The 25,990-nt window shown below is 44.7% G+C and carries 20 protein-coding genes; 10 read left to right on the top strand and 10 right to left on the bottom strand.

Annotation, left to right across the window (positions count from 1 at the left end):
* Positions 1–182 precede the first annotated feature (182 nt).
* Together CLV42_RS31280 and CLV42_RS31285 are read left to right on the top strand one after the other, a co-directional pair.
* Positions 183–1,223: a sensor histidine kinase gene (locus CLV42_RS31280; protein WP_106605880.1), complete on the top strand. Its 1,041-nt coding sequence runs from the start codon at positions 183–185 to the stop codon at positions 1,221–1,223.
* Between the two features lie 36 nt (positions 1,224–1,259).
* Entirely contained in the window at positions 1,260–1,988 is a 729-nt protein-coding gene (locus tag CLV42_RS31285) for a LytR/AlgR family response regulator transcription factor (protein WP_106605881.1), read from the top strand.
* 162 nt (positions 1,989–2,150) lie between these two features.
* On the opposite strand, the gene CLV42_RS31290 is transcribed toward CLV42_RS31285, so the two are convergent.
* Positions 2,151–2,909, bottom strand: a complete 759-nt coding sequence (locus CLV42_RS31290; protein WP_106605882.1) for a geranylgeranylglyceryl/heptaprenylglyceryl phosphate synthase — start codon at positions 2,907–2,909, stop codon at positions 2,151–2,153.
* A gap of 1,088 nt (positions 2,910–3,997) precedes the next feature.
* Here CLV42_RS31290 and CLV42_RS31295 point away from each other — a divergent pair.
* On the top strand, positions 3,998–4,570 hold the full coding sequence (locus tag CLV42_RS31295; RefSeq protein WP_106605883.1) for a hypothetical protein: 573 nt from the start codon (positions 3,998–4,000) through the stop codon (positions 4,568–4,570).
* Between the two features lie 18 nt (positions 4,571–4,588).
* Positions 4,589–5,071 carry a YcxB family protein gene (locus CLV42_RS31300; protein ID WP_106605884.1) on the top strand — a complete coding sequence of 161 codons (483 nt, stop codon included), beginning with the start codon at positions 4,589–4,591 and terminating at the stop codon, positions 5,069–5,071.
* A 75-nt stretch (positions 5,072–5,146) separates the two neighbouring features.
* On the opposite strand, the gene CLV42_RS31305 is transcribed toward CLV42_RS31300, so the two are convergent.
* The 3 genes from CLV42_RS31305 to prs form a co-directional block, all read right to left on the bottom strand.
* Positions 5,147–6,607 (bottom strand): SusD/RagB family nutrient-binding outer membrane lipoprotein, encoded by a 1,461-nt coding sequence (locus CLV42_RS31305; RefSeq protein WP_106605885.1) that lies wholly within the window; start codon positions 6,605–6,607, stop codon positions 5,147–5,149.
* Positions 6,608–6,618: 11 nt separating this feature from the next.
* Positions 6,619–10,200, bottom strand: coding sequence for a SusC/RagA family TonB-linked outer membrane protein (locus CLV42_RS31310; RefSeq protein WP_106605886.1), 3,582 nt, complete (start codon positions 10,198–10,200; stop codon positions 6,619–6,621).
* 411 nt (positions 10,201–10,611) lie between these two features.
* Positions 10,612–11,529: a ribose-phosphate diphosphokinase gene (gene prs / locus CLV42_RS31315; protein WP_106605887.1), complete on the bottom strand. Its 918-nt coding sequence runs from the start codon at positions 11,527–11,529 to the stop codon at positions 10,612–10,614.
* Positions 11,530–11,749: 220 nt separating this feature from the next.
* On the opposite strand from prs, the gene CLV42_RS31320 reads away from it, so the two are divergent.
* Positions 11,750–12,508, top strand: coding sequence for a carboxypeptidase-like regulatory domain-containing protein (locus tag CLV42_RS31320; RefSeq protein WP_106605888.1), 759 nt, complete (start codon positions 11,750–11,752; stop codon positions 12,506–12,508).
* A 71-nt stretch (positions 12,509–12,579) separates the two neighbouring features.
* Here CLV42_RS31320 and CLV42_RS31325 read toward each other — a convergent pair whose 3' ends face one another.
* The 3 genes from CLV42_RS31325 to CLV42_RS31335 all read right to left on the bottom strand — a co-directional run bounded on the left by CLV42_RS31325 (position 12,580) and on the right by CLV42_RS31335 (position 18,179).
* Positions 12,580–13,893 (bottom strand): TolC family protein, encoded by a 1,314-nt coding sequence (locus tag CLV42_RS31325; protein WP_106605889.1) that lies wholly within the window; start codon positions 13,891–13,893, stop codon positions 12,580–12,582.
* Positions 13,894–13,907: 14 nt separating this feature from the next.
* Positions 13,908–17,024, bottom strand: coding sequence for an efflux RND transporter permease subunit (locus tag CLV42_RS31330; protein ID WP_106605890.1), 3,117 nt, complete (start codon positions 17,022–17,024; stop codon positions 13,908–13,910).
* Positions 17,025–17,087: 63 nt separating this feature from the next.
* On the bottom strand, positions 17,088–18,179 hold the full coding sequence (locus CLV42_RS31335) for an efflux RND transporter periplasmic adaptor subunit (protein WP_106605891.1): 1,092 nt from the start codon (positions 18,177–18,179) through the stop codon (positions 17,088–17,090).
* Between the two features lie 379 nt (positions 18,180–18,558).
* On the opposite strand from CLV42_RS31335, the gene CLV42_RS31340 reads away from it, so the two are divergent.
* The 3 genes from CLV42_RS31340 to rnc are packed head-to-tail and all read left to right on the top strand — an operon-like array spanning position 18,559 to position 20,800.
* A complete protein-coding gene (locus CLV42_RS31340; RefSeq protein WP_012788038.1) occupies positions 18,559–18,795 on the top strand; it encodes an acyl carrier protein in 237 nt (78 codons plus the stop codon).
* A 24-nt stretch (positions 18,796–18,819) separates the two neighbouring features.
* A complete protein-coding gene (gene fabF / locus CLV42_RS31345; RefSeq protein ID WP_106605892.1) occupies positions 18,820–20,073 on the top strand; it encodes a beta-ketoacyl-ACP synthase II in 1,254 nt (417 codons plus the stop codon).
* Between the two features lie 4 nt (positions 20,074–20,077).
* On the top strand, positions 20,078–20,800 hold the full coding sequence (gene rnc / locus CLV42_RS31350; RefSeq protein ID WP_223233164.1) for a ribonuclease III: 723 nt from the start codon (positions 20,078–20,080) through the stop codon (positions 20,798–20,800).
* Positions 20,801–20,813: 13 nt separating this feature from the next.
* Here the strand turns inward: rnc and CLV42_RS31355 are convergent, their stop codons facing one another.
* The 3 genes from CLV42_RS31355 to CLV42_RS31365 form a co-directional block, all read right to left on the bottom strand.
* Positions 20,814–21,419: a GyrI-like domain-containing protein gene (locus CLV42_RS31355; protein ID WP_106605894.1), complete on the bottom strand. Its 606-nt coding sequence runs from the start codon at positions 21,417–21,419 to the stop codon at positions 20,814–20,816.
* A 194-nt stretch (positions 21,420–21,613) separates the two neighbouring features.
* Positions 21,614–22,585, bottom strand: a complete 972-nt coding sequence (locus CLV42_RS31360) for a helix-turn-helix transcriptional regulator (protein ID WP_106605895.1) — start codon at positions 22,583–22,585, stop codon at positions 21,614–21,616.
* Between the two features lie 267 nt (positions 22,586–22,852).
* On the bottom strand, positions 22,853–23,449 hold the full coding sequence (locus CLV42_RS31365; protein WP_106605896.1) for a TMEM175 family protein: 597 nt from the start codon (positions 23,447–23,449) through the stop codon (positions 22,853–22,855).
* Positions 23,450–24,149: 700 nt separating this feature from the next.
* Here CLV42_RS31365 and CLV42_RS31370 point away from each other — a divergent pair.
* Together CLV42_RS31370 and CLV42_RS31375 are read left to right on the top strand one after the other, a co-directional pair.
* Positions 24,150–24,698 carry an RNA polymerase sigma factor gene (locus tag CLV42_RS31370; RefSeq protein WP_211303567.1) on the top strand — a complete coding sequence of 183 codons (549 nt, stop codon included), beginning with the start codon at positions 24,150–24,152 and terminating at the stop codon, positions 24,696–24,698.
* Between the two features lie 125 nt (positions 24,699–24,823).
* Positions 24,824–25,906 carry a FecR family protein gene (locus tag CLV42_RS31375; RefSeq protein WP_106605897.1) on the top strand — a complete coding sequence of 361 codons (1,083 nt, stop codon included), beginning with the start codon at positions 24,824–24,826 and terminating at the stop codon, positions 25,904–25,906.
* Positions 25,907–25,990: the final 84 nt, after the last annotated feature.

The raw sequence follows: 25,990 nt of genomic DNA on the forward strand, positions 1-25,990 counted from the left end.
TTCTTGATGCAGGATTTAAGTAAGCAAAAGTACAAATTAAAGCGCTAATCTACATTTATTCCATACATCAGCACATTTGGACTTCTGCCATGCCGGAAACCCACTCATAACATTTGCAGTAAGGTGGGCTAAGCACATCGGTATTTTTGAAATGTAGCAGTAGTTTACTAATTTTCAGATAGATGTTTAAACGAATATCAAGATATTGGTGGTGTCAGATTTTGGGCTGGACGACATATGCAGTAGTCAATCTTTTCTTTGCCTATTCATTTGCGGGCTCATTTGGCTCATTCTATCTGATAAACCTGCTGATGATCATGTTCTTCGGGATACTGGCCACGCATTTGCTACGGGTGGTCATCAAACGGTTAAATTGGTTTCAGTATAGTTTTGAGGGCCAGATGTTGCTTTTCTTTGGCCTTACGGTAAGCGCGGGACTCATTATTTATGTAGGTATTACTACAGCGGGGAACATGTTCAGGTATTCGTGGCAGCAGCGGGGCCTGACAGACCAGAAAACGCTGACCTTCCTATTACCCATATTTACTCTCACTGCCATCTGGTGGCTGGTTTATTTCGTGTGGCACTATATTGAGCGCAGCCGTAACAGCCAGGTGGATAAACTGAAACTGGAAAGTACGGTCAAGGAACTGGAGCTGAAAACGATCAAATCCCAGCTGAACCCTCATTTTATCTTTAATGCACTGAACAGTATCCGGGCATTGGTGGATGAGAATCCGCAAAGGGCCAGAACTGCGATCACGGAGCTGTCCAATATCCTGAGAAGCTCTATGCAGGTGGAAAAGGCAGAAACAGTGAACCTGGAGAATGAGTTGGACATAGTAAAAGATTACCTTGCATTGGAGAATATCCGGTTTGAAGAGCGGTTGAAGGTGCAATATGATATTGATCCGGAAACGCTGGAACTGCCTATACCGCCCATGATGTTGCAGACATTGGTGGAAAATGCCATTAAACATGGTATTTCCCGCACAGTGAGCGGGGGAACGGTTATGATCGGCTCTCATGTAAGGGACATGCATCACGAAATTACCATAGAAAATACGGGACAGATAGGAGGAGAAGAAACAACGGGACATGGTTTTGGCCTGCAAAGCACCAGACAGCGGTTGAGTTTGTTGTATGGGAGTAAAGCGTCATTTAATATTTATAATAAAAATGAGGAAACGGTTGAAGCAAAAGTGCTGATGCCGTTGTTTTAGTAGTATTATTCGCGCCAAGTTTAAAAGTAGTTGCTCATGAAAAAAGCTTTGATAATCGATGACGAACGCCTGGCCAGAAGCGAGCTGAAAAAATTACTGGCTGACCACCCTGAAATAGTGGTAGTGGGAGAGGCCGTAAATGCAAAGGACGGACTGGAAAAAATTGAAACACTGCATCCTGATCTGCTTTTCCTGGACATACAAATGCCAGATAAAACAGGTTTTGATTTGCTGGCAGAATTGGAAAAAGCGCCACAGGTGATCTTCACCACTGCTTATGATGAGCATGCACTGAAAGCATTTGAATACAATGCGCTGGATTATTTGCTGAAACCCATAGAGCCCAAACGGCTGGCGGATGCGATCCATAAGTTGCATCAGCTGGAGGAAAAGGAGCGGCAGTTGGAAGCCGGCGCTATCCGGACGATCCTGTCAGAAAATGACCAGGTATTTGTAAAGGACGGAGACCGGTGCTGGTTTGTAAAACTCCAGGAGATCCGCCTTTTTGAAAGTGTGGGCAACTATGCCCGGGTGTATTTTGAAGGAAATAAGCCACTGATCCTGAAGTCTTTAAATGCTTTAGAGGAACGTCTGGACGAACGTACCTTTTTCCGGGCCAACAGAAAACATATTGTGAACCTGCGTATGATCGAGAAGATCGATACCTATTTCAATGGTGGTTTACTGCTGGAAATGCGCGGAGGGGAAAAGATAGAAGTGAGCCGCAGGCAGGCAGTGAAATTTAAAGAGATGATGAGCCTCTGAAGGATGTTGGGAGAGAAATCAATTTCTTATAAGGGCTTTGCCGGGACTGTACAGCTTTTAAAAGAGTGCCTTACGGCTGCCAGGCGGTAGCCGGGGTGTCAAAATAAAAAACGCTGATTATCGTAGTGAATACGGTAATCAGCGTTTCTCTTTTAAGGTGCATTATTTTAATACTGGTGCAGCCGCGTGTACTGCATCAGCCATTTCTTTGATCAGAGAGGTCTCTTTTTCAATAGCGTTTCCTACAACGATAATATCGGCGCCGGCCTTGCAGTTAAGGTAAGCCTTCTCTGCATCGCGGATACCGCCGCCTACTATAATAGGGGCCGATACCTGGCTGGCTACGCGTGCTATCATGCTTTCACTGATAGGTTTACGGGCGCCGCTGCCGGCATCCATAAATACTACCTTCATGCCAAGCATTTCTCCTGCGATAGCCGTACACATGGCGATGTCGTCCTTGTCGGCAGGAATAGGCGTCGTATTGCTGATATATGAAACAGTGGTGGGGGCGCCGCCATCAATTAAGATATAACCGGTAGAAATAACTTCCAGACCGCTTTTTTTGACAGCGGGAGCTGATAACACATGTTGTCCTATCAGTAATTCGGGATTACGACCAGATATTACGGACAGATAGAGCAATGCGTCAGCATAGCGGGAAACTTGCGATGGGCTGCCAGGAAACAATACAACAGGAATATCACATAGACTTTTAAACTGTTGTACGCATTCATCGAGATGATCTGTGATCACAAGACTGCCTCCCAGAAAAATGTAATCTACTTTCGCTACTGTACATTTCGCCGCAAGGTCTGCTATACCAGCAGGAGTTACCTTGTCCGGATCAATCAGAACAGCAAAAGATTTTATCCCCTTCGCCTTTCTATCGATAAAAGAGTTGTATATTTTATTGTGCATTAAAATAGCATTGTTCCGGTTGTCGCAAATGTATAAATTTTTCAGTAATAAGCCACATTGTTAGTTAAATATGCATATTATCCATTTTTTATTCATGAAACTCCCCGCCAAGCAAGGGTTCTGCTCGTTTATCGTACAATCTTCAGGCCATTTCCTGTTTGTAAACCAATGAAAACCAAAAAGGTTAAAAGGACATCATATCAAATAAAAATATACTTTTTTAACTGCTCCAGCAAGTACTTAAATGAGCTCGAAAGCCATTCTGCCGGCCTCGTCATGTGATTTATCCGAAGAAAAGGTGCTTAAAATATCATCAAAACAGGCCCGGCTGTAGTGAATTTTAGGGCTTGTTAACGGATTTAGCAAAAAAGAGAAAATGACTTAAATGCAATATGGTAAAGGGTTTTAGCTATTGTTTGCCCCTGTTCTTTGTTAATGATTTGTTATTGTGGCCTGAAAATTTCAAAGAAAAATAACATGAGCTTACATTTGTATTCAAATAGGGTTTTCATAGGATAGTAACAAATTGAGGGCGCCTTTCCAGGTGCCCTTACTATTTCTACCCATTTCGGACTATCGGCCTATTTACTGTGAAAATTTAATCTCCTCTTTTACTGGTCAGTTTTAGCAATTCACAATAGTTTTTCATCGTCTGTTCACGTGTTTACGAATTTCTGGTTGTTTTCACCCGCCTTTCCTGTAATGTTCCCGGAAGACAGTTTATGTTTATTTTAATATATCCGTAAAAGAACGGGTTTTGGATTTTTAACAAACATTTTAATTTTTTACCAGCTATTTAAAAAGACATACGACAAATTGAAGAATTTCAAATATTTATGGGATCGTCTATGTTGCAATAAATATTTATTATATTTGTTATTGTATTAATTTTATTATGGTTACTGTCCTATGAAAAACCAAATATTTCCTACAGGCGTGAATCATCATGCAATGTAAAATGACTCTCGAAAGCAATGGTTTATCCATTGCTTTTGTTTTTTCTGCCGGATCAGCCGCTTTTCCAGTACAATTAGTTTGGGATTTATAATTTTGATTTTGTATTTTTAGTCTTACAAATTTTTTACACTATGAAAAAGCTGTTGTTCCTGCTGTTGGTAAGTTTAGCCTCAGCTGCATCAGCAAGCGCAAATAGCGAAAAGTGGAAGGACGAGGACAAAACAAAGGCTGCGAAGGAGAAAGAAAAGGATAAGGAGGGGGATAAACCCGGCAGTAAGAATGCTAATTGCGATGATAAATCAGTAACATCTACCAAAGTCGCCGCTGCCAGACCAGGCAGGGTTGAGGAGTATGTATGGATGTTACCCAAAGATCAGGATGGTGATAAAATGTACGAAGAGGAGCTCAAGAAGGGAATTGTAGATCTCTACAAATGGTACCTTCAGAATGAGTCCCGTATCAACAATAATGACGTTTTAAAGACGACCGGCAACCAGCTGGCGTTCCCGTTTAAAGTTGATGCTAAGACCCTCCAGCAGTATTTTCAGTTCGTAAAAAATAATTTTCCCGGCTTAAGTGAGGATGACCTGTCTGATGACGCCTCCTCTGTTAAGAAACAACCAGTTGCCAACCGGAAAAAATATGCACCTGTCAGCAGAAGAGACGATATGGAGAGTCAGATGACACTCCCTGTTAATAAATAAAAAGTTTGCCTTGCCATAATGCATTTTTTGGAGTTTAGTTATAATAAGGAGGAGGTATTGAATGCATTACGCTATCATTTCTTGCAGCGGGGAGAAATAAAAGTATTCCGAAACACACTCTTCATCCTGCTGGCCTTTACAATGGCCGGATATGCTTTCAAATTAGTTACAGTTGGTGCCCTCATTGGTATTGCAGCCATGGTGCTGCTGATTATTGCGGTATTCTGGTTTTTGTTGCCCGTGTCCATCTACAATAAAGCCGCTACCTTCAAAGACGATATTCACCTGAAATATTCAGAAGAAGGAATTACTATATCCACCCGCACCAGTGAACATCAACGGTTGATTTCCTGGAGCACATTTACCAAAGTAGTGGAAGCTAAAAACTTTTTCTTCCTTTACCGGGGTAAAAAGAACTTCTTCCTGGTTCCTACCAGCGCATTTAAATCAGAAGACGCACAGAAAGAATTTAGCCGCCTGGCTAATGATAATATCAACTAAAAAGCCCCGGCCAGAAGGCCAGGGCTTTTGCCATCATCTCGGATAGCGGGAATTTATGAAGGATAGTTGTGTTTGTTAAAACTTGTCCCACCAGCTCTTCGTTGCTTTCGTATCTCCGCCGATATCACTGGCCGCTTTTTTATATGCTGCCGCATTCTGTGTCTGCTCTCCTAAAGGATAAGTAAGACGGGACGGCACAAACTTCACATTCTGATCTAATGAGCCGGAATAAGGCGGTATGAATAATGAATCGCCATTCGGCTTTTTAAAGTCGAGACGAAGGCGCTCAAACCATGCCTGGAAGCCCTGTGGATATAAAGCCAGCCATTTCTGCGTACCGATCACATTTTTCCAGTCGCCGGCAGTATAAGGTACAGACGCAACATATTCATCAACACCTGCCGTAACGTTCCAGTAAGCCATAGATGCCCTGATACCGGCTTCATACCAGCTGGCAGCCGGTTGCCCTACTGACCAGCCCCTTGCGGCCGCTTCTGCCAGAATAAAGGCTACTTCCGGGTATGTCATCAGGATGCCAGGCATGGTGGCAGAATATATCTGTGTGCCTGGGTAGGAATAATTATCAGGTGCTAACCTGCTGGGATCATTGGCACTGATACCATATACGAGCCCGGTGATCAGACCTGTAGCCTTAGCTGGTCTTGCATATACCGCCAGACGAGGATCATTGGTGCCCTTCATATAGTCCACCAGTGTAGTGCTGACAAAGAAATCCAGCACTTCCCTTTCAGAATCATTTAAAGGAAACTTATTCGGTGCAGTGGCGAGATAGGCAAATTGTGCATTGTCACCATTGCTGGTCATCGCTGACTGGTAATGGGCTTCAATTACTGCTTTTGCCTTTTCAGGTGCAACATCTGCAACACGGATTGCTAAACGCAGCAGTAAGGAATGCGCCAATGTCCGCCATTTGGCAACATCACCATTATAGATCACATCACCGGAAGTAAATGTAGGTTGTGCCGGATCCAGTGCAGTGATCTGCTGCTGTAAGGTGTCAATAAGTGATGTGTAGATCGACTCCTGACTGTCATACGCGGGAGTGATATTGGCGCCCTCTTTTAAGGCCTGTGAATAAGGAATATTCACATAGGAGTCTGTCAGGATCTGATATAGCCAGACTTTTAATATCGTAGCAATCGCATTCTGGTTTTTAGCGGCCGGATTATTACCACTTGCATTGTTAAGCGCAATGATCTTGTCCAGGTTATGCAGCGACACATACATAAAATTCCAGAAGGCCGTATTGTTATTTTCATCAATCGCATACTGGCTGTCTCCTACCCTTGAGTTGCCGGACCAGTACTGTGCATAGTGCATACCGATATAACCATTCTGCAGCGTACTGTAGAGATAGTCCATCGCATTTTTTTCTGCGCCGGTCAGCAGGTATGCGGGAGAGGTTGTAGTAGGACGGGTAGGATCGTGGTTAATGTCATCCAGCTTTTTACACCCTGCCATCATCACAAAGATGAATAATACCGGCCATGCGTATATTAAGAATCTTTTCAGCATTGAATTCAGTTTTAGAATGAAACATTCAGGTTAACACCATAAGAACGCAGTGAAGGCAATGCACCACCTTCAATACCCTGGATATTGGATGATGAGTTCAGGATATTGGATGGATCCACATTCGGTGCATTGGATTTGATCAGCCAGAGGTTACGTCCATATAAAGAAATACGGGCGCTTTGTGCATGCACTTTTTTGAACCATGACTCAGGTAGATTATATCCCAACTTCACCTCACGCAGATAGATATAGCTCGCGTCATACAGATTAGCCTTGCTCAGCGTTTTACCTTCGTTGTTCTGGAAATAGGTAGCCGCATCCAGTACTACTTCATTGGGCCTGCCTTCTTCTGTTACGCCCTGAGCAATGATACCTTTTTCCCTTACGCCGTTTGCGGCAGTAATATCCAGCAAACCGGAGCCTTTACCATACATGTTGGTGTAAGAGAAGAAATCACCGCCATGCTGGAAGTCGACGAGCGCCGAGAGGTAAACGCCTTTATATGTAAAAGAGTTGGTCACGCCACCTACATAATCAGGATACGCGTTACCGATAGGTACCGGATGGTCTGTGATCTTGTACAGACCATCTGAACCTACAATCTTCCGGCCCTGTGCATCATACACATAATCAGTTCCCAATATCGTTCCCATTGGTTTGCCTACATAAGCAGCTACTGATACCCTGGTTGTTCTGCGGTCTGTACCGATCAGTAATACCGGCAGGGAGCTGTTATACTGAGGAATATCCAGATTTAGCAGCTTATTACGGTTACGTGCGAGATTCGCAGTAATGTCCCAGCGGAAGCCATTTTTCAGACGGATAGGATTCAGGTTCAGTCCTATTTCAAGACCGCGGTTCTGTACACTACCACCATTCACAATGGTGCTGGTAAAACCGGAAGCAGAAGAGATAGGTAATGGAATGATCTGATCTTTGGTGATCCTGTCATAGTAGGTAACATCAAGACCAATATGATCATCCCAGAATTTCAGGGAGATACCTGTTTCATATTCTCTTGTGCGCTCTGGTTTTAGTGTCTGGTTGTATTTAACAGAAGTCAGCTGTGTAGCCGGGAAATTGCCGAATGGTGGAATGAACTGGTATGTATCATAGATCTGGTAAGGATCGGTATCGCTACCCACCTGTGATACGCTGGCCCGCAGTTTACCAAAGCTCAGCCATTTCCAGTCTTTCAGCAGATCTGAGAAGACGAAAGAGGCTGACGCAGATGGATAGAAGTACGGATTGTTTTTACTCAACAGTGCAGAGCTCCAATCAGCACGGCCAGTCAGTTCGAGGAACAGGAAATTCCTGTAACCAAGTGATGCGGTGGCAAACGCTGAGTTGATCTGTTTTTCATAGAACTCATCTATTGGAAGAGCAGTTTGCAATGAGTTGTTCAGATTATATACACCCGGAATGATCAGTCCGCCTACAGTGCTACCGCCGGTGGTGGTCCATTTGCGATGCATGATGTTACCTCCCAGCAATGCATTCAACTTAAAGTCCTTGCTGAGCTCTTTATTGATGTTTGCCGTTAACTGATAGTTCATTTCCCTGGAGGTACGTACACGTTTGATATAACCTCCTATCAGGTAGTCTTTCGCAGTTCTTTCTTCTTCCAGTGTATTATAATCATCCATAAACACCCTGCCGCTGATCGTCAGCCATTTGCTCAGATCCCAGTCCAGTCCTGCATTACCAAATATACGGTTGCGGCTGTCTGTTTCATAGTCCATGTAACGGTTCCAGTATGGGCCATTGCTGGAAGCAACAGCAGGATCACTCCATGATTTGCGGTTCCAGGTGATCTGTGATCCATCCGAGTATTGGTATTGTTTCTCCTGATCCATATCCAGCTGACGTTGACCATACATGGTGAACTGCAGGGTGGGGTTAGGACCAGTGAAACCTGTACCCGGACGGGCTTTCGCCTTCATGGCAGTATAATTCAATGACGCCACGCCGCGGAGCCCTTTCGTTAATTCATAGCCGCCATTAAAGGAAAGATTATTACGATTCAAAGAAGCATTCGGTAATACGAATATCTGATTCATATTACCATAAGAAAGACGGAAATAGCCTTTGTCGTTATTACCGGCCATGGCTATATTGTTGGTGAGGGTGTACCCCGTTCTGTAGAAATCCTTCACATTATTTGGATGAGCCACCCATGGTGCCGTCTGGCCGAAGTAAGGATTACCCTTGTTCTTGTCCCACGACCAGTAATGACGTACCTTCTGTCCATCCAGCTTTGGTCCCCAGGAAGCATCATCATAATATTTCACTAACAGATCATAGCGACCCTTACCATCGTTGTTATCGTATGTGGCATGTGCCTCATCGATGAACGCCTCAGGATGCTGATTGTAATAGAGTGTATCAAATTTTCCACCGGTACCACCACCATATTCATTCTGATATTTAGGTAATACATATACTCTGTCTACCTGTGCATTGATGCTATAAGTAACACCTATACCGCTGGACACTTCAGGACGTTTCTTAGTAGTGATCAGCATTACACCATTTGCACCGCGGCTGCCATACAGTGCGGTAGCAGCAGCACCTTTCAACACAGAGATGTTGTCGATATCTTCAGGGTTGATATCCTGCAGAGAGCTACCAAAATCATAACCACCACCGCCATTCAACTGACCACCCTGGTTGGTATTATTATTTATAAATGGAGTACCATCTACAACTATGAAAGCGTTATTGTCGCCCAGGATAGACTTTACACCACGGATAGTGATCTTCGTAGATCCACCCATGGAACCTGTATTGGTATTGATCTGCAGACCGGGAACTTTACCTGTAAGGGCATTGACAAAGTTCACTTCCTTTGCTTCCTGTACCGCATTTCCATTTACTTCTTCTACAGCGTAGCCAACAGCACGTGTATTTTTCTGAATACCCAATGCCGTTACTACTACTTCTTTGAGCGCTTTCTGGTTAGCAGATGCAGATGCGAGGCGTACTGTCAGTTGTTCTCTTGAATCAAGCGGGATCAACTGTTCAGCGTAGCTGACAGAAGCAATTTTGATGGTATCTCCCAAAGATGCTTTTAACGTAAACGCACCATCTGCACTTGTAGCGACCGCTTCCTTCGTAGAAAGATTTACGACTTGTGCGCCAGGAATCGGTGTACCACCGGTTTCTTTTACCACACCTTTCAGGCTAAACTGACCTGCTTCCTTTTTAAGTTTATTCGAATCGGCAGGAAGGATCAGTGCGGTATCACTTTTCGGCTTAGTTGTCGTATCAGCGGCCGTTTTAGCCGCCGAATCTTTCTTCGGTCTTGATGTATCAGACGAAGGTGTGACGACTACAGGCGATGCAGTTGCGGGTTTAGTAGTGTCTTTCTTCCCCGACGAGGAAGGTGTGATAACTACCGGACTGGTAGTGGGTTTTACAGTGGTATCTTTCTGCTGAAAGCTAACATTATCTGTAATAAACGGCTGATATCTGGTTATCTCAGCACTGGTTCCGTAAAAGGAGTGGTTAACGCGTGTGCCTGCTTTTATGGGTTTCACACTACAGAAAAAGGCAAAGCACAGCCACAACCAGTTGAGTACATGGCTTCTCATCTTATATGGTAAGATTTGGTTACAAATTTTTTTGAAGCAGGTGACTGCTTCTATCTATATTATATGATAAACTTCTCTGCTAATTACAATACAATCTAACCAGCTGTTACAATGAGCCCGGAGCTGATATTTGTTAAAAATGTGTATTCACGCACTGTTCATACGATCATGAGTCGACGGCCCATACGCTTAATATCATTAAGTGTATAGACCTCCTGGCGCGGTTGTACGCTGATTTCTTATTTGATCTGAAATGAGGATGCGACAGCTACTATGATGTTTGTCATTCCCCTTAGTATATAATGTACCCTGGCAATGGTTCCCGCCTCAACAGCAATCCCTTCTATCGCGTTGTATATCAAACACCTTGCCAATGGCATACTCTGTAATATAGGCTAACATTGAGTATTGCTAATTGAAGTAGTTTGCAATGATCTTATCTACTGATTTAATAACGAGTAGTTCATCGTTGATGGCAAGTGCATTAGGGTGAGTATCTGTACAAACAACTCTTTTTATGATGCCACTTTTTTTGATCTTATCAAAGCCATTGCCTGCAAAAATACCGTGTGTGGTAATGACTGCTATTTCACAGGCACCTGCCTGTAGATACGCTTCTGCAGCGTGTAGGAGAGAGCCTCCCGTGCGGATCATATCATCGTAAATGATCACCAGTTTATCCTGCACATCTGCACTGATGGCAGTAATATGTGTTTCTTCTCCTGAGAGGCGTTTTTTGAAAACGAAAGCTGCTGAAACATGCAGATCATTGGCTAATGATTCTACCCATTTTGCGCGGCCTGCATCTGTACTGGCCAGCACAAATTGACGACCTGCTGCTATTTCCAGGGCTGCTTCCTTTACCAGGTCCTTGCCGTATAAATGCACCGGGCGGATAGCACTCTCAAAGTAGTAAGTAATACCATCCACATGCAGGTCCATCATCAGTACTTTATTACCCGAACTGGTGGGAGGCAACGCAGAGAACAGCATCGCCCTGGTTTTGGCTTTCACGATCTCTCCCTTTTTTACGGCCCGCTCCATCGTGGAATAACCAAAAAAAGGGATCACAATATTAATAGCACATGCTCCCTCCTGGATACAGCCATGAGCAATGTCAAAAAGTTCTAATGTTTCCTTGTCGTCAATAGTACCGCCTACGAGAATGACCTCTTTGTTGGCAACGTTGCTCGTTATCCGGTGATAATGCTCCCCATCCGGAAAATCCTGAATATCCAGTAACCCTTCTTCCCATTCCGGCACGAGGGATAATAATCTGTCTTTCAGATACTGATAACGCTGCGTTGCAAATAAGATCCTGTGAGGCATATTCTTTGAAATAAGGAATAAAGATAATAATATAGTTTTTATATACAGATTATCAACCCGGTAAGCAGAAACTTATTTGCCGTTCGGCATGAACTGTTGAGTTATTAGAAATAAAAATCCTAAGTTTAATGCTTGTTTTCCACAAATTCTGGACTGTAGTCTGTCGACGGGGAACTATTTTTTAACTTTTCATTTGCGCTGGGAAAACTAAATTTGAGCGATGCCTAGACGATTTTTACAACTTTCCGGTAGCATCGGAGCACTGTTTTTGTACCTGTTATTCTTTCTGCAGCATGCCAATGCGCAAGTAAGGGTATCTGGTATGGTGGCAGATGCAGATGCCAGAACAGGGCTGCCGGGGGTGACTATTATTAACAAATCTACCCGGAGCGGAACCATCAGTAACGAAAGCGGCCGTTTTTCCATTGACGCGATGCCGGGCGATACCCTTGAATTTTCCATTCTGAGTTATTATAGAAAGAGCCTTACAGTTCCTACCACCTCCATGTTCATTAACGTCTATCTTACCCGCCAGGTAATCGGCCTGGGACAGGTAACCGTAGTGGGAAAGGACTATAAGCATGATTCACTGGCCACCCGTGAAGAATATGGCAAATATTTCAACTATCATAAACCAGGAGCGATGGATGTGTTAAAAACACTTCCTTCCAACCCTATTACAGCCCTCACCTACCTGGTGCCCAGCAAGGCGCGTAAGCGTAAAGAACACTTCCAGGAACAGCTGGTATACTGGGAAAAGGAGAAGTTCATCGACAACCGCTATAATCCTGAATTGGTGGAAAGAATGACCAAATTAAGCGGAGATGAGCTGGATACTTTTATGCTGAGGTACAGACCAGGGTATCAGTTCTTGCAGGAGGCCACTGAGTATGACCTGATGTTGTTCATAAAAGAGAGCTTCAAGCATTACCAGCAAGATAAGGCCCATATGCCTGCAAAGAAAGAAGAACAACAATAAGTAACTAGTAGTTATATAAAATAAAGAAGGGTCCGTTTTAAACGGACCCTTCTTTATTTTATCGTCTATTGTTATTTTACGAGCGCCCCATTCAGCCTGAGCAATTGTGTTTCTGCCAGCTTAACGTTATATCGGGCATTGATCAATCTGTTATAGGCATCTTCCAGGCTTTGCTGTGCTTCCTTCATTTCTATCACTGTGCTTACTCCCTGTCGGAAACGCTCCATAGCTACCATGACGTTTTCTCTTGCCAGTCCCAGATTTTCATCTTCCAGTGTAAGAGCAGTTTTGTAGTACTCGTAATCTTTGAATGCAGTGGTCAGCGAAAGATCTACGAGGGTGCGTGTATTTTCCAGTGTCAGCTGCTGATAGCCTACGTTTAGCTTGGCAGCGTTTACTTGCCTCTTAACATTCAGTCCATTGAAAATGGGAATAGTAGCAGAGAAACCATAGCTTATCACGCCATTCTGGTTATAGATAGGGCTGAATGAGTTTGTCGCTGCGTTGGAATTAACCCTTGAATAGTTATAGGCTGAGTTGAAATTGATCACCGGGAAATAATCTCCTTTGCTCTCTTTCAGTTGTAATTGAGATACCCTGAGGTTTTGTTGTGCCACCATCAGGCCGGTGTTCTTTTGCAGTGCTTCCTGCCTTAATCCGCCGTAAGAAAGCTCCATATTCAGCGGAATAGTGTCCATCACATCATATTGCGTGTTGCCGGCATCCACTGCCATCAGCTGATTCAATGATGCCTTGCTTTGTTCTATCAGCGTTTGTTGACGCAGGTAAGAGGCTTTCAGGGCATTGTAGTCAACTTTTGATTGCAGCCAGTCTGTCTTAGGCCCCAGTCCGGTCTGGAATTTAGCATCGGATAGTTTTACCCGTTCTTCTGATATGGACAGTTGCTCTGAAAGATTGCGCAGTTGTTGCTTCTGCTGTACTACATTATAATAGCCGGCAATAATGTTAGCCACGGTGTTGATCACCTGGTCTTTTACCGCCAGCTCACCAAGATCGCGGAGTGATTCCAGTTTCTGTCTGGTAGCAAACATCTTCAACCCGTCGAATAAGGTCCATGCAAGACTTACATTGGCGCTTAGCGTGGTGGAGTGAATACCACTGGTATCGCGCTTGCTGCCGTTGGCAAATTCCTGTTTAGTCCGTGTGGCGTTCCATACTTTATTGGCAGTACCATTTACACGTGGCGCAAAAGCCAGATTAGCATAGGCATAATCGTTAGCGGTGATGGCCGCATCATTTTTTGCCAGACGGATATCGTAGTTATTCTTTAATGCCAGGTCTATCGCCTGTTCAGGCGTAAGCACCTGCTGTGCATGTACAGCGGTGCCCAGTAATAAAGAGAAATATAGAAGTGTACGTTTCATTTAATTGCTGATGTTTATGCATGCACAGAGGCAGGCGCGGCGGCTTCTTCTTCGTCAATTTTGTCAGATACAGGTTTTCTCCTGGATAAGAAAGTATACATGGCCGGTATTACAAATAATGTCAGGATCAGTGAGAACACGATACCACCCACAATCACGATACCCAGTGGAATACGGCTGGTAGCCGCAGCTCCCAGTGACATCGCGATAGGCAATGCACCGAGTGCCATCGCCAGGCTCGTCATCAGGATCGGGCGCAGACGCATAGCAGAAGCTTCGATCGCTGCCCTGGCTTTGGTGTATCCTTCATCACGTTTGTGATTCGCAAATTCCACGATCAGGATACCGTTCTTTGTAACAAGACCAATCAGCATAATTACGCCGATCTGTGAGAAGATATTCCAGGTCTGGCCAAATAGCCACAGGGAGAACAATGCACCTGCAAATGCCAGCGGTACTGTTATCATGATGATCAACGGATCGACCCAGCTTTCAAACTGCGCGGCCAGTACAAGATAGATCAGCACAAGCGCCAGTATCAACGCAAACATGGTGTTGGAGCCGCTTTCTGCATAGTCGCGGGAAGAACCTGCCAGCGCATATACATAGTTATCATTCAGTACGCCCTTCTGTTTCAAACGACCGTAAATGTCATACATGGCGTTGATACCATCACCGATCGTTTTACCGGGCGCAAGGCTGGCTGAAATCGTAGCTGATTTATAACGGTTAAAGTGATAAATAACAGGAGGACTTGTTTCTTCTTCTATTGTCACCACGTTATCCAGCTGAATAGCTTCACCGCGGATGTTACGCACATAGATGTTCTGCAGGTCGGTCGGTTTATCGCGGCTGCCACGGTATACCTGTCCCATCACCTGGTATTGTTTACCGTTGCGTATGAAGTAGCCATAGCGCAGGTTACTCAATGCCAGCTGCAAGGTTTGTGAAATATCATCTACAGATACACCCAGTTCGCTTGCTTTGGCGCGGTTGATCTGGATACGTAATTCCGGCTTGTTGAATTTCAGATCTACGTCAACAGCAGCGAAGGTGGGATCATTATTAGCTTCTTCCAGGAATTGCGGTAATACGGCAGAAAGACTGTCAAAGTTGATATGCTGGAGTACGAAAGCCACAGGCAGACCGCCACGGCGCCCTACCTGGATGGTCTGTTGCTCGATGGCAAACACTTTGCCTTCAGGGAAACGGAACATGTTGCGGTTCACCATATTCACGATCTGCTTTTGTGAGCGGAGACGTTCATTTGGCTCTGTAAGCACTACGTTCGCAAAGCCCGAGTTGGCCGCACCTGTACCACCAAAACCAGGAGAGGTAACGGAAATGAGTATCTTTTTTTCAGGAATGGAATCAACCATGAATTGCGTGAGGTTATCCATGTATTTTTCCATATAATCGTAAGAAGTTCCTTCCGGAGCAGTAATGGATAGGCGGAACTGGCTGCGGTCTTCTATGGGCGCCAGCTCTGACTGCAGATTTTTGAATATGAAATAGATCATTGCAATACAGGCCACTACAATCAGGGTGGCTATCCAGCGTATACGCATGAATGCCTCCAATGTTCGCTGATAGCCTGATTCCATACCTGTGAAGAAAGGTTCTGTCTTCTCATAAAACCAGGAATGTTTGTGTGTTTTACGACCCAGTTTTACGTTCAGTACCGGTGTCAGCGTCAGGGATACAAAGGCAGAGACCAATACAGCGCCTGCCACCACGATCCCGAATTCCCGGAACAACCTGCCCACAAATCCCTGCAGGAATACGATCGGCAGGAATACGAAGGCCAGTGTGATAGACGTCGCAATGACCGCAAAGAAGATTTCTTCCGAACCTTCTTTTGCCGCCTGCATACGCGGCATCCCTGCTTCTATCTTTTTATAGATATTTTCCGTGACCACAATACCGTCATCTACCACCAGGCCTGTAGCCAGTACTATTGCAAGTAGTGTCAGGATATTTATCGTAAAGCCGCAGAGGTACATGATGAAGAACGCCGCAATGAGAGATACCGGAATATCCACCAGCGGACGGAAGGCCATGAGCCAGTCGCGGAAGAAGAGATATATAATAATGATCACCAGCACTAATGCCACGATCAGTGTCTCTTCCACCTCTTCAATAGACTTGCGGATGAATTTAGTATTGTCGATAGCGATGTTGGTAACAAGATCATCCGGAAGGTCTTTCTTCAATTGCTCATAACGTTTATAGAACTCATCCGTTATAGCCACATAGTTAGAACCCGGCTGAGGTGTTAAAGCAAGCGCGATCATCGGAACGCCGGATTCTTTCAGGATAGTTTCTTCATTTTCCGGGCCGAGTACGGCTTGCCCTACATCGCGGAAGTGAATTACATTACCATTTACATTTTTGATGATCAGGTTATTAAAATCTTCTTCTGTGTTTAAACGCCCAAAAGTACGTACAGTCAGCTCTGTAGCATTACCTGCGATCTTACCCGAAGGCAGCTCTACGTTTTCTTTGGCAAGCGCAGCCTGTACATCTGTAGGGGTAAGGCTATATGCAGACAAACGGGCCGGGTCCATCCAGAGGCGCATGGCAAATTTCTTTTCACCCAGGATGCGGATGGAGCTGACGCCGGGAATGGTTTGTAGTCTTTCCAGCAATACGTTGTTAGCGTATTCGGTGATTTCCAGCTGATTGCGGACGTTACTCTGCACTGTCATGGACAGGATGTAGTCAGAGTTGGCGTCTTCTTTAGATACAACGGGTGGCGCATCAATATCGGGCGGCAGGCTACGGAGTGCCTGTGATACTTTGTCGCGCACGTCGTTGGCAGCAGCCTCCAGGTCTATACCCAGTTCAAACTCAACGGTAATATTACTGGAGCCCTGGCTGCTGGAAGAGGATATATTCTTGATACCGGCTATACCATTGATAGATTTCTCCAGTGGTTCGGTGATCTGTGTTTCTATGATATCAGAGTTGGCGCCTGCATAGGAGGTGCGTACGTTCACGATAGGGGGATCAATGGCGGGAAAGTCCCTTACCCCCAGGAAGTTGAATCCCACCACGCCGAATATCACAATGATGATATTCATCACGATAGCGAATACGGGACGTTTAAGCGATAGCGAAGGGAGACTCATTGAAGTATATTTAAAGGTCTGCAGACGCTAGCCGGCAGACGCGTTGTTATTATTAAGACCTGTCTATTTAATCTCGTTGTACTTAAGGACCATTTTGGGCCTGAGCTGCATGATGCCACTTGTAATAACAGTATCACCGGGGTTGAGTCCGCTGGTAACCTGTACATTGTCCGCATTGCGAATGCCTGTTTCTACTATTACAAATTTCGCTTTTCCACTGTCAGCGATAGCCACTTTTTTATCGCGTGTACCCGGAATAACGGCCTGTGTGGGTATCATAAGGGCATCAGGCATATTTTTCAATGAGATCAGCACGCGGGCAAAGGCGCCGGGAAGTAATTTGCCGGCGTTTGGCACAAGGGCCCTTATTTTAATAGTACGTGTAGAAAGGTCGATTTTAGGATCGATGGCATAGATACGGCCTTTATAGGTTTGCTGGTCGCCCGCAACCTTGAAATCCACCTGGTCTCCCTGGGCGATGGCTGTACGGTATTTTTCCGGAACGGAGAAGTCTACTTTCAGCGGATCGATCTGTTGGAGGGTAGTAATAATAGTAGTAGGGGTTACGATAGCGCCAAGGCTGACGTTTCTTAGACCCAGTCTGCCGGAAAAAGGCGCCCGCAGTTCTGTTTTCTGTAACTGGGTACGTGTATACTCAATATCCGCGCCGTAGGCACTTACCTGGTTGCGTGTCACATCTACGTCCTGCCGGCTGATACCGTTGATCTTTAAGAGGTTTTCCTGTCTTTCAAGGGTTGTTTTGGCCAATTGACGCTGTAATTCCAGTTTCTGCAACTGGGCTTTCAGGTCTTCATCATAGATCTTTACCAGCAGGGTTCCCTGGGTCACTTGTGTACCTTCTTTAAAAAAGAGACCTGTAATACGGCCGGTGATCTCTGCCTGTACCTGCACTTCTTCATTACTCTGCAGGGTACCGCTCGCTTCTATGGTTTCATTGAGAGAGGTGGGTTTTACCACATAAGCATCTACCAGGAGGTTTTTGGCGCCAGCGCCTTTACCACCACCAGCAGCTTTATCAGGTGTTTGTTCTGTTTTTTTCCCTGGAGCAGTTGCTTTCGTTATAATAAAACCGATAACGACAGCAGCCACTATTAAAAATAAAACCGTTTTCAGGATCTTCTTATTGCCAGCCATGTGCTTATATTGTATTAATATAGAAGGGATAAATCCGGGCAAATTTAATAAATGGGATTACTGTCAGGAAAGTTACAGTGTTAATTAAAGTTAATTGCATTTTTCCGGTATATAGGTGGCTGATTAGGCTGTTGAGTGGCAATGATCGTTCCCAGTCACAATAACCGCATATATATGGGGGCTGAAACCCCTTTAAAACCGCTTTTTAAGGGGAATGTCCCCTTTTCCGTTATTAATAATAATGTCTGAAACCCTTAATGGGCGGATGTTTTAACGGTATACAACTAAAGTATATGACGTAAAATTTGCGTGCGTTCTTGTCAATTCAATAAAAATTATATTTTTGCACTCAAGTTTTAAACCAAAAACACTTAAAATTATGTCAGACATTGCATCAAGAGTTAAAAAGATCATTATTGACAAATTGGGCGTTGACGAAGCCGAGGTAACTCCTGAAGCCAGCTTTACCAACGACCTGGGCGCTGACTCTTTGGATACGGTAGAACTGATCATGGAATTCGAAAAAGAATTCAACATCTCCATTCCTGACGAACAAGCTGAAACTATTACTACTGTTGGCCAGGCAGTTGCCTACCTGGAAGAACATGTGAAATAATCCTACTTAATCAGATTTGTTTTAATGCAACCAAGACGAGTAGTCGTTACAGGTTTAGGCGCACTTACACCGCTCGGCAATTCAATTTCCGATTTCTGGAAGGGATTGACGGACGGTGTATCCGGTGCCGGCCCTATTACACATTTTGATGCTGCCAAGTTCAAGACCCGTTTTGCTTGCGAACTGAAGAACTTTGACGCTACCAATTACCTGGATAAAAAGGATGCCCGTAAAATGGACCCTTTTACTCAGACGGCTGTTATAGCCGCTGACCAGGCCGTGCAAGATGCCGGGATTAATCGCAATACTGTCAATGTAGACAGGGTTGGGGTGATCTGGGCTTCCGGTATTGGAGGTATGATCAACTTCTGTCAGGAGATGAAAGAATTTGGTCAGGGAGATGGAACTCCCCGTTTCAGCCCTTTCCTGATCCCTCGGTTAATTCTCGATATCGCAGCCGGGCATATTTCTATCCGTCATGGCTTCAGAGGCCCTAACTTCTCAGTGGTTTCTGCCTGCGCTTCTGCTACCAATGCTATTATTGAGGCAATGCTGTACATACAGTATGGCAAAGCAGATGTAATGATCACCGGAGGATCAGAAAATGTTATTAACGAAGCCTGTATAGGTGGGTTTAATGCCATGAAAGCCCTTTCCGAAAGAAATGATGATCCGGCAACAGCTTCCCGTCCTTTTGATCTTGACAGAGATGGCTTTGTCATGGGAGAAGGCGCCGGAGGGCTGGTGTTAGAATCCTATGAACATGCGACGGCAAGAGGTGCTAAAATTTACGCTGAATTGGCCGGAGGTGGTGCAACTGCAGACGCTTATCACCTTACAGCACCACATCCGGAAGGATTAGGTGCCATGAATGTAATGCGGTTAGCCTTACAGGATGCGGGATTACAACCCCATGATATTGATTATATTAATGTGCACGGAACTTCCACACCTCTCGGTGACGTAGCGGAAGTAAAAGCGATACAACAGGTTTTTGGGGAACATGCTTATAACATGAACATCAGTTCCACAAAATCTATGACCGGGCACCTGTTAGGCGCTGCCGGAGCGATCGAGTCCATCGCAGCAATCATGTCTATAATACATGGTATTGTACCTCCTACCATCAACCACTTTACAAAAGATCCAGAACTGGATCCCAAATTAAATTTTACCTTTAACGTCGCACAACGTAGAGAAATCAACGCTGCATTGAGTAACACCTTCGGATTTGGTGGCCATAATGCATCAGTTATTTTCAAAAAATTTGTTGCTTGATTGTGTGAAATTACTGCCAGGATTTTTATATCGATTCGTTCCTAAGAAAAGGAGCCTTTACAAGGACCTTTACAATTTGCTGGGGTTTGCTCCGGGCAACTTCTCGTTGTATGAAGTAGCACTCAGCCACAGGTCCAGCAAGGAAAAATTCCTTGAAAGCAATGAACGCCTGGAATATCTTGGCGACGCAATACTTGGCGCTATCATTGGCGACTACCTCTTCAAAAAGTATCCTTACAAAACAGAAGGATACCTGACCGAAATGCGGTCTAAAATCGTTAACCGTCAGCAGCTCAATGATATCGCTATCAAAATGGGCCTGCGTAAACTGACCATCTACGATAAATACAACAGCTTTCTGAAGATTAGCCAGATCTTTGGTAATACCCTCGAAGCATTGGTCGGTGCTGTATATCTCGATAAAGGATATAACAGAACCAAACAATTCGTACATCAACGCCTTATCGTTCCCTACATTGACCTGGAACAACTGGAAAATGTAGAGATGAACCATAAGAATAAGTTGTACGGATGGGCCAATAAACACGGTAAGACCTTGGAATTTGACCTGCTGGAAGAGCAAATGGACAACGGCCGCCGCATATTCACCGTTGGCGCTGTAGTAGATGGTGAACTGATCTGCAGCGGCAAAGCCTTCAATAAAAAGGACGCCAGCCAGATCGCTGCCCAGCAGGCCATAGAACTGTTAGGTCTCGGCGAAAAATAATCAGCTTTTTACTTTACTTCACTGGTTGCCGCAGGATCGTTTTCATCCTGCCAGGCGCTGTCTTACGTGGATCTGACAGATAGATCTCATGATGCCTGCCATTCCTTGTTAATCCTTCCTGTTTAATAAAATCTTCCATTAGTTGCAATGTTGCCGGTTCTTCGGAATAAGGCCCTGTATGCATCACCTGTACACATTTACCTTCTGCCAGCGCGGAAAGTGTTACTTGTTGCAGTAAGGGTAATTGTTTCTTCAGAAAAGCCGCTTTTAGTGTTTGCTGTACTACAGCGCTCACCACATAATCGGGCATACGGATCAGCAATTGCCAGTGCCATTCCTCTCTCGGTACTTCTTTCACCGGATTGTGACTGTCGGAGTTCACCCACCAGGTACCCTCCAGTTTGCTGACCGTGAAATCCTGCCCCGATTGTTTGTACACATTTTTAATGCTGTAAGCAGCCGTATACAGTGCCTGTGTACTGTCGGCAAACACGGGACCGTTGGGATCGCCTTTACCGCTGATGCTGATGTAATGACCGGCAGGTACAAAGATGAGCGCAGGCGTAGCCTGTGCCGTGTAAAGCGCTTTGTGTTCCTTCGTGAGATCTGTTTTTGACATAAACATTGTTTTAGTATAACATGGGTTAGTATTGCGTTTAATCTTATGCGTTATAACGCATGTCTTTTCAGACAGCGTGAACTGGTGTACGCTACCAATGACCAACAATAACCAGTGGCACCATAGGTGTAATTTCATCAGTAAAGATTTATTTTACTGATACAAAGAAAAATGGGGGAAGTGACAGCCTTATGTCAGGAGTGTGAACGGGGATCCAAATAATGTTGTTTTATTTCCGTGGCCAGCAGCTGCATTTTTTCCATGAGTTCAAGAGGCGCAACGATCTCAGGTGCAGCACCCCATGTCAGTAGCCAGCGGCCGAACCATTCCAGGCAGGGCGCCATGAAGGTCATTTCGGTACATTCTCCTACAGTCCGCTCTTCGACCAGGCCATAATGGAATTTCTGCTCTCCTATGCGGCGGGAAAGAGCAGCCGGGAAACGGACTTTGACTTCAAATAATGGCGTATCATATTCACCATATTTGTCTATATACTCCCTGAGAGTAATATGCCGGGTTCTATCGTAGGTTTCTGCTGAAACAGAAACATTTTTGATACGGTCCATTCTGAAATTCCGGTAGCCATGCCGTAGGCGGCACCAGGCAATGAGGTACCAGTAGCCACTCATGAAAATGATACCGATGGGTTCTACATCCCTTTTGGTGAGTGTTTCATTGTGAAGGGCGAAATAATCCAGCTGAAGGATCTGCTGTTTGCCCAGAGAGTATTGAATATCAGAAAGAAAGCGGTTAGGGAATTCTTCAGCTACCGGCCGGCGGCGGCTCACTACCGCAATATTATCTTCCAGTGATTCCAGGAAATCTTTCTCACTGCCTCTTAATACAGCCTTTATCTTCTGCATGGCATTACTGAATTCCTTCCGGTTGGAATGGTCACTCAGATTGGCCATTAATTTTTCACCGGTCAGCAAGGCAGCGGCCTCTTCCCGGCTGAACATGACAGGCGGCAGATGATACCCTTCAACAAGATAATAGCCTGTACCCGCTTCTGCGCCCACGGGCACACCGGCCTCCTGGAGCGCCCTGACGTCCCTGTACACCGTACGGAGGCTGATATCGAAGCGTTCCGCTATTTCAGCAGCACGCACCACTTTTTTGCCCTGTAGCTGGATAAGAATGGCAGAAAGACGGTCAATCCTGTTCATATGACGGCAAGTTAGAATAAAAATGAAAAAAAATCGGAACACCGATTAAACTTCCGTTATAATACTCAGTCTTAGATACAACAAATATTTGAGGGAGACATTTTCAAGTGTGAAATAGGCGATTACAGATATGAGTAAAATGTGAGGTCCCTGGAAAATATTTAAAGAATTTGATGCTACAGTACAGAATATAGGTTAAATGGTAAGCCCCTGCAATTTTTTGCGGGGGCCTTTTTTTTTGCCTATTCCCATCATTTAGAACAATCGTTAATCATCAATACCGTTACCACTTTGCCGAAGTGCTCTTTCGATACGTTTATCGGGAATCAGCCATATCAAAGCAGCAATCAGGTAAATTATACCAGAAAGAATAGCGTTCATCCAGGATACAGCAATGGCGGCGACATACAGGAAAGGTGAAATCTTGCCTTTTAAATCCTGGCCAATAGCTTTTGCCAGCAGGGAATCCTTGCCCTCATTCTTAATAAGGAGGCTTTGTAAAATGTAATAGGCTATGCCCGCCATTAAGAGAACAACGCCATAAAGTGCCATAGGAGCAGCACCAAAATGATTTTCACCTATCCATCCAGTTGCAAAGGGGATCAATGACAACCAAAACAAGAGGTGTAGATTTGCCCAGAGTATGCCGCCGGTAATTTTGTGAACAGTAGACATCATATGATGATGATTGTTCCAATAGATGCCAATATAAATAAAGCTTAATGCATAGCTGAGAAGAATAGGTATAAGTTTTTTCAGCTCGGAAAACTGTTCACCATGGGGCACTTTTATTTCCAACACCATAATAGTAATGATGATAGCCAATACGCCATCGCTAAAAGCTTCTAATCTTGTTTTTTTCATTATAAAAATTTAATGTCAGTTAGTAAATGGCTAAGGAATTCATCTCCTGCTTTCGAATAAAAATAGGTGGTTTTGTCCTATTAAGATTCATCAGATGTTCATGTCGTTGACTATTTATCAAATCTTTCAGCTACGAGTTCGGCAATCATAGCTACCCTGCTCAGTATTTCCCGTATCCCAGGTCGGGTTAATGGTACTCTTATCTGCCCGGTTGCAGGCCATTACTTATTGTTCTGACAAGCGGACCCTTATATATTATCGCAGGAAGAGCGGAAGTAGCAGCGGTTTCAGATGGGAATGGCGGGCCTTCGGCTCTCGGGTGACACGACCGGTGCTGCCCAATCTAATCCTGCCCCTGATTCGCTTGACAACGCCTAATCGTCTTCCAGAGAGGCGCCGACCGCCATCCCATACTGAAACCGGCGCTACTTAGCGTGAACCAAAGCCTATTCGCTTGAGCAGCCATCACCACCCCTACCACTCCAAATTATTTAAAATCATTAACTTACGATTAACAGTTCACGGATGGAATCATCCTATTTTTGACTCAGCAAAATTCAAATGAGTTTTTTAATGGTTAATTTGGGGAGGGCCTGATTTTCATCAGGCCCCTTTTAATTTTCCGCCCCTTGTCATTTAATTTTTATAGCTTGTACTTTAGATGCAATAGTCTGAACTGTTGTACTTTAAACGAGGTAAATTGGCGGGGTCCGAAAATATCAACCATGCATCCATAGCGGACCACGAGCTGTGGATAGCTTTTAAACAAGGAGACACGGAGGCATTCAGTGAAATGTACCAGCGATATGCAGGTACACTATACAACTATGGCTATCACCTTGTTCCTGATACGGCCCTGGTACAGGATGCCATGCAAGACCTGTTTGCAGATCTCTGGCGTACACGTCATAACCTCTCTGACACCAGCTCCATTAAATATTACCTTTTCCGCTCTTTGCGCCGCCGTTTACACCGGATGGCCGATATCAAACCAGTACTTCCCTCCACTCCGCTACAAACAGAATCCATCGAGGAACTCAAAATAAAAACAGAAGAATACCTGTTGCTGCTGCAACGATTACAACAACTGATGTCCCGACTGCCCGAACGGCAGCAGGAAGTGATCCGCCTTCGTTTCTATGATAATTTCAACTGGGAAGAAATAGCAGGCATCCTGCAGATCAATGAACAATCTGTGAGGAACCTCGTACAACGCGCCATTGCCAAACTCCGTGAAGGCTGGAAATAACCCTGCAATACCAGATGGCTGCCCACCAATAAACAAGAGGATAAATTTTTTTCAAGAGAAGTGAGTTAAAACGACCACCACCTGCCTTTATTATTATAAATACTGTCGGAAAGGCACTTAATGCTATGGATTATTCAGCATACGATACCGCAGATTTTGTCTGTGACGATTCTTTTGTGGCATGGGTAAAGGAAGGCAGGGATGGCGCTCATTGGGAACAGGTAATTAAACAGTATCCTGATAAACAGGAACAGATATTACAGGCAAGGGCCATCATTCTGGCAGCTGCACAGCTACCTCCCTTTCAGCTGAAAGCGCAGGACCAGCAGCAGATGTGGGATCAGATCCGGAGCCAGATGGACACAACAGAGGCGGCGCCTGTAAAAAAAAGCCGTTTTATCTACTGGTACTGGGCGGCAGCCGCAGTATGTATCATGGCTGGTGCAGCCCTCTGGTGGATGCGCCCCGAGAAGGAGACGGCAGTCGTATACACCCGTTTGCTGAAGGAAGCAAAGCTCGATGGCAATAAACGCATAGAAGAAATAAATGAGGAAAGTACTGTCAGAACAGTAAGATTGCCCGACGGAAGTTCCGTGGTATTAGAACCCGGCGCCAGGATAAGTTACCCGGTATGTGCAACCAACAATTGTAAACGTGAGGTCTATCTGTCTGGTGCGGCATTTTTCGAAGTATCCCGTAACACGCAGCAGCCCTTCATCGTATACGCCAATGAAATGGTGATCAACGTGCTGGGCACCAGCTTTCATGTAAAGGCATATGATAAGGACAGCCTGGTACAGGTATACGTAAAGACAGGTAAAATAGCGCTCTCTGTTCAACCATTGGGAAGTATGGTCATATCAAACGTTTCAGCCAATCAACAGGCCATATTGCAGAGAAATACACTTGTCGTATCGGTACAATTGTCCGAACAGCATCACATTGAGCTGCAGGCGCCAGAAGCAACTACTTATTCGTTCGTATTCAATGATGCACCGGTAGATAGTGTGATGAGTACTATTGAAAACGCCTATGGTGTACATATTGCTTATGACAAGGTATTACTGGCTGATTGCAGGCTGACGGCATCGCTGACAGATGAACCATTATACGAAAAGATACGTCTGATATGCAGAGCATTGGAGGCTGACTGTATTATTAAAGGGAATGACATAACCCTCTCAGCAAAAGGATGTCATCGTTATTGAAAACTAAACCAGAATCTTAAACAATGAACACTAGTACTTAATGAAAATAGCCAGCGGTATGGCCGTACCACTGGCTATGACTGA

Source organism: Chitinophaga ginsengisoli, from assembly GCF_003014595.1.
Classification (GTDB): domain Bacteria; phylum Bacteroidota; class Bacteroidia; order Chitinophagales; family Chitinophagaceae; genus Chitinophaga; species Chitinophaga ginsengisoli.

What these genes read in the sequence shown, in the direction of transcription:
- CLV42_RS31365 (WP_106605896.1), bottom strand. Translation starts at nt 23,449, where the DNA reads ATGAAAAAAACAAGATTAGAAGCTTTTAGCGATGGCGTATTGGCTATC.
- fabF (WP_106605892.1), top strand. Translation starts at nt 18,820, where the DNA reads ATGCAACCAAGACGAGTAGTCGTTACAGGTTTAGGCGCACTTACACCG.
- CLV42_RS31360 (WP_106605895.1), bottom strand. Translation starts at nt 22,585, where the DNA reads ATGAACAGGATTGACCGTCTTTCTGCCATTCTTATCCAGCTACAGGGC.
- CLV42_RS31375 (WP_106605897.1), top strand. Translation starts at nt 24,824, where the DNA reads ATGGATTATTCAGCATACGATACCGCAGATTTTGTCTGTGACGATTCT.
- CLV42_RS31300 (WP_106605884.1), top strand. Translation starts at nt 4,589, where the DNA reads ATGCATTTTTTGGAGTTTAGTTATAATAAGGAGGAGGTATTGAATGCA.
- CLV42_RS31280 (WP_106605880.1), top strand. Translation starts at nt 183, where the DNA reads ATGTTTAAACGAATATCAAGATATTGGTGGTGTCAGATTTTGGGCTGG.
- CLV42_RS31320 (WP_106605888.1), top strand. Translation starts at nt 11,750, where the DNA reads ATGCCTAGACGATTTTTACAACTTTCCGGTAGCATCGGAGCACTGTTT.
- CLV42_RS31285 (WP_106605881.1), top strand. Translation starts at nt 1,260, where the DNA reads ATGAAAAAAGCTTTGATAATCGATGACGAACGCCTGGCCAGAAGCGAG.
- CLV42_RS31295 (WP_106605883.1), top strand. Translation starts at nt 3,998, where the DNA reads ATGAAAAAGCTGTTGTTCCTGCTGTTGGTAAGTTTAGCCTCAGCTGCA.
- CLV42_RS31340 (WP_012788038.1), top strand. Translation starts at nt 18,559, where the DNA reads ATGTCAGACATTGCATCAAGAGTTAAAAAGATCATTATTGACAAATTG.
- CLV42_RS31330 (WP_106605890.1), bottom strand. Translation starts at nt 17,024, where the DNA reads ATGAGTCTCCCTTCGCTATCGCTTAAACGTCCCGTATTCGCTATCGTG.
- CLV42_RS31355 (WP_106605894.1), bottom strand. Translation starts at nt 21,419, where the DNA reads ATGTCAAAAACAGATCTCACGAAGGAACACAAAGCGCTTTACACGGCA.
- CLV42_RS31310 (WP_106605886.1), bottom strand. Translation starts at nt 10,200, where the DNA reads ATGAGAAGCCATGTACTCAACTGGTTGTGGCTGTGCTTTGCCTTTTTC.
- CLV42_RS31325 (WP_106605889.1), bottom strand. Translation starts at nt 13,893, where the DNA reads ATGAAACGTACACTTCTATATTTCTCTTTATTACTGGGCACCGCTGTA.
- CLV42_RS31305 (WP_106605885.1), bottom strand. Translation starts at nt 6,607, where the DNA reads ATGCTGAAAAGATTCTTAATATACGCATGGCCGGTATTATTCATCTTT.
- CLV42_RS31290 (WP_106605882.1), bottom strand. Translation starts at nt 2,909, where the DNA reads ATGCACAATAAAATATACAACTCTTTTATCGATAGAAAGGCGAAGGGG.
- prs (WP_106605887.1), bottom strand. Translation starts at nt 11,529, where the DNA reads ATGCCTCACAGGATCTTATTTGCAACGCAGCGTTATCAGTATCTGAAA.
- CLV42_RS31335 (WP_106605891.1), bottom strand. Translation starts at nt 18,179, where the DNA reads ATGGCTGGCAATAAGAAGATCCTGAAAACGGTTTTATTTTTAATAGTG.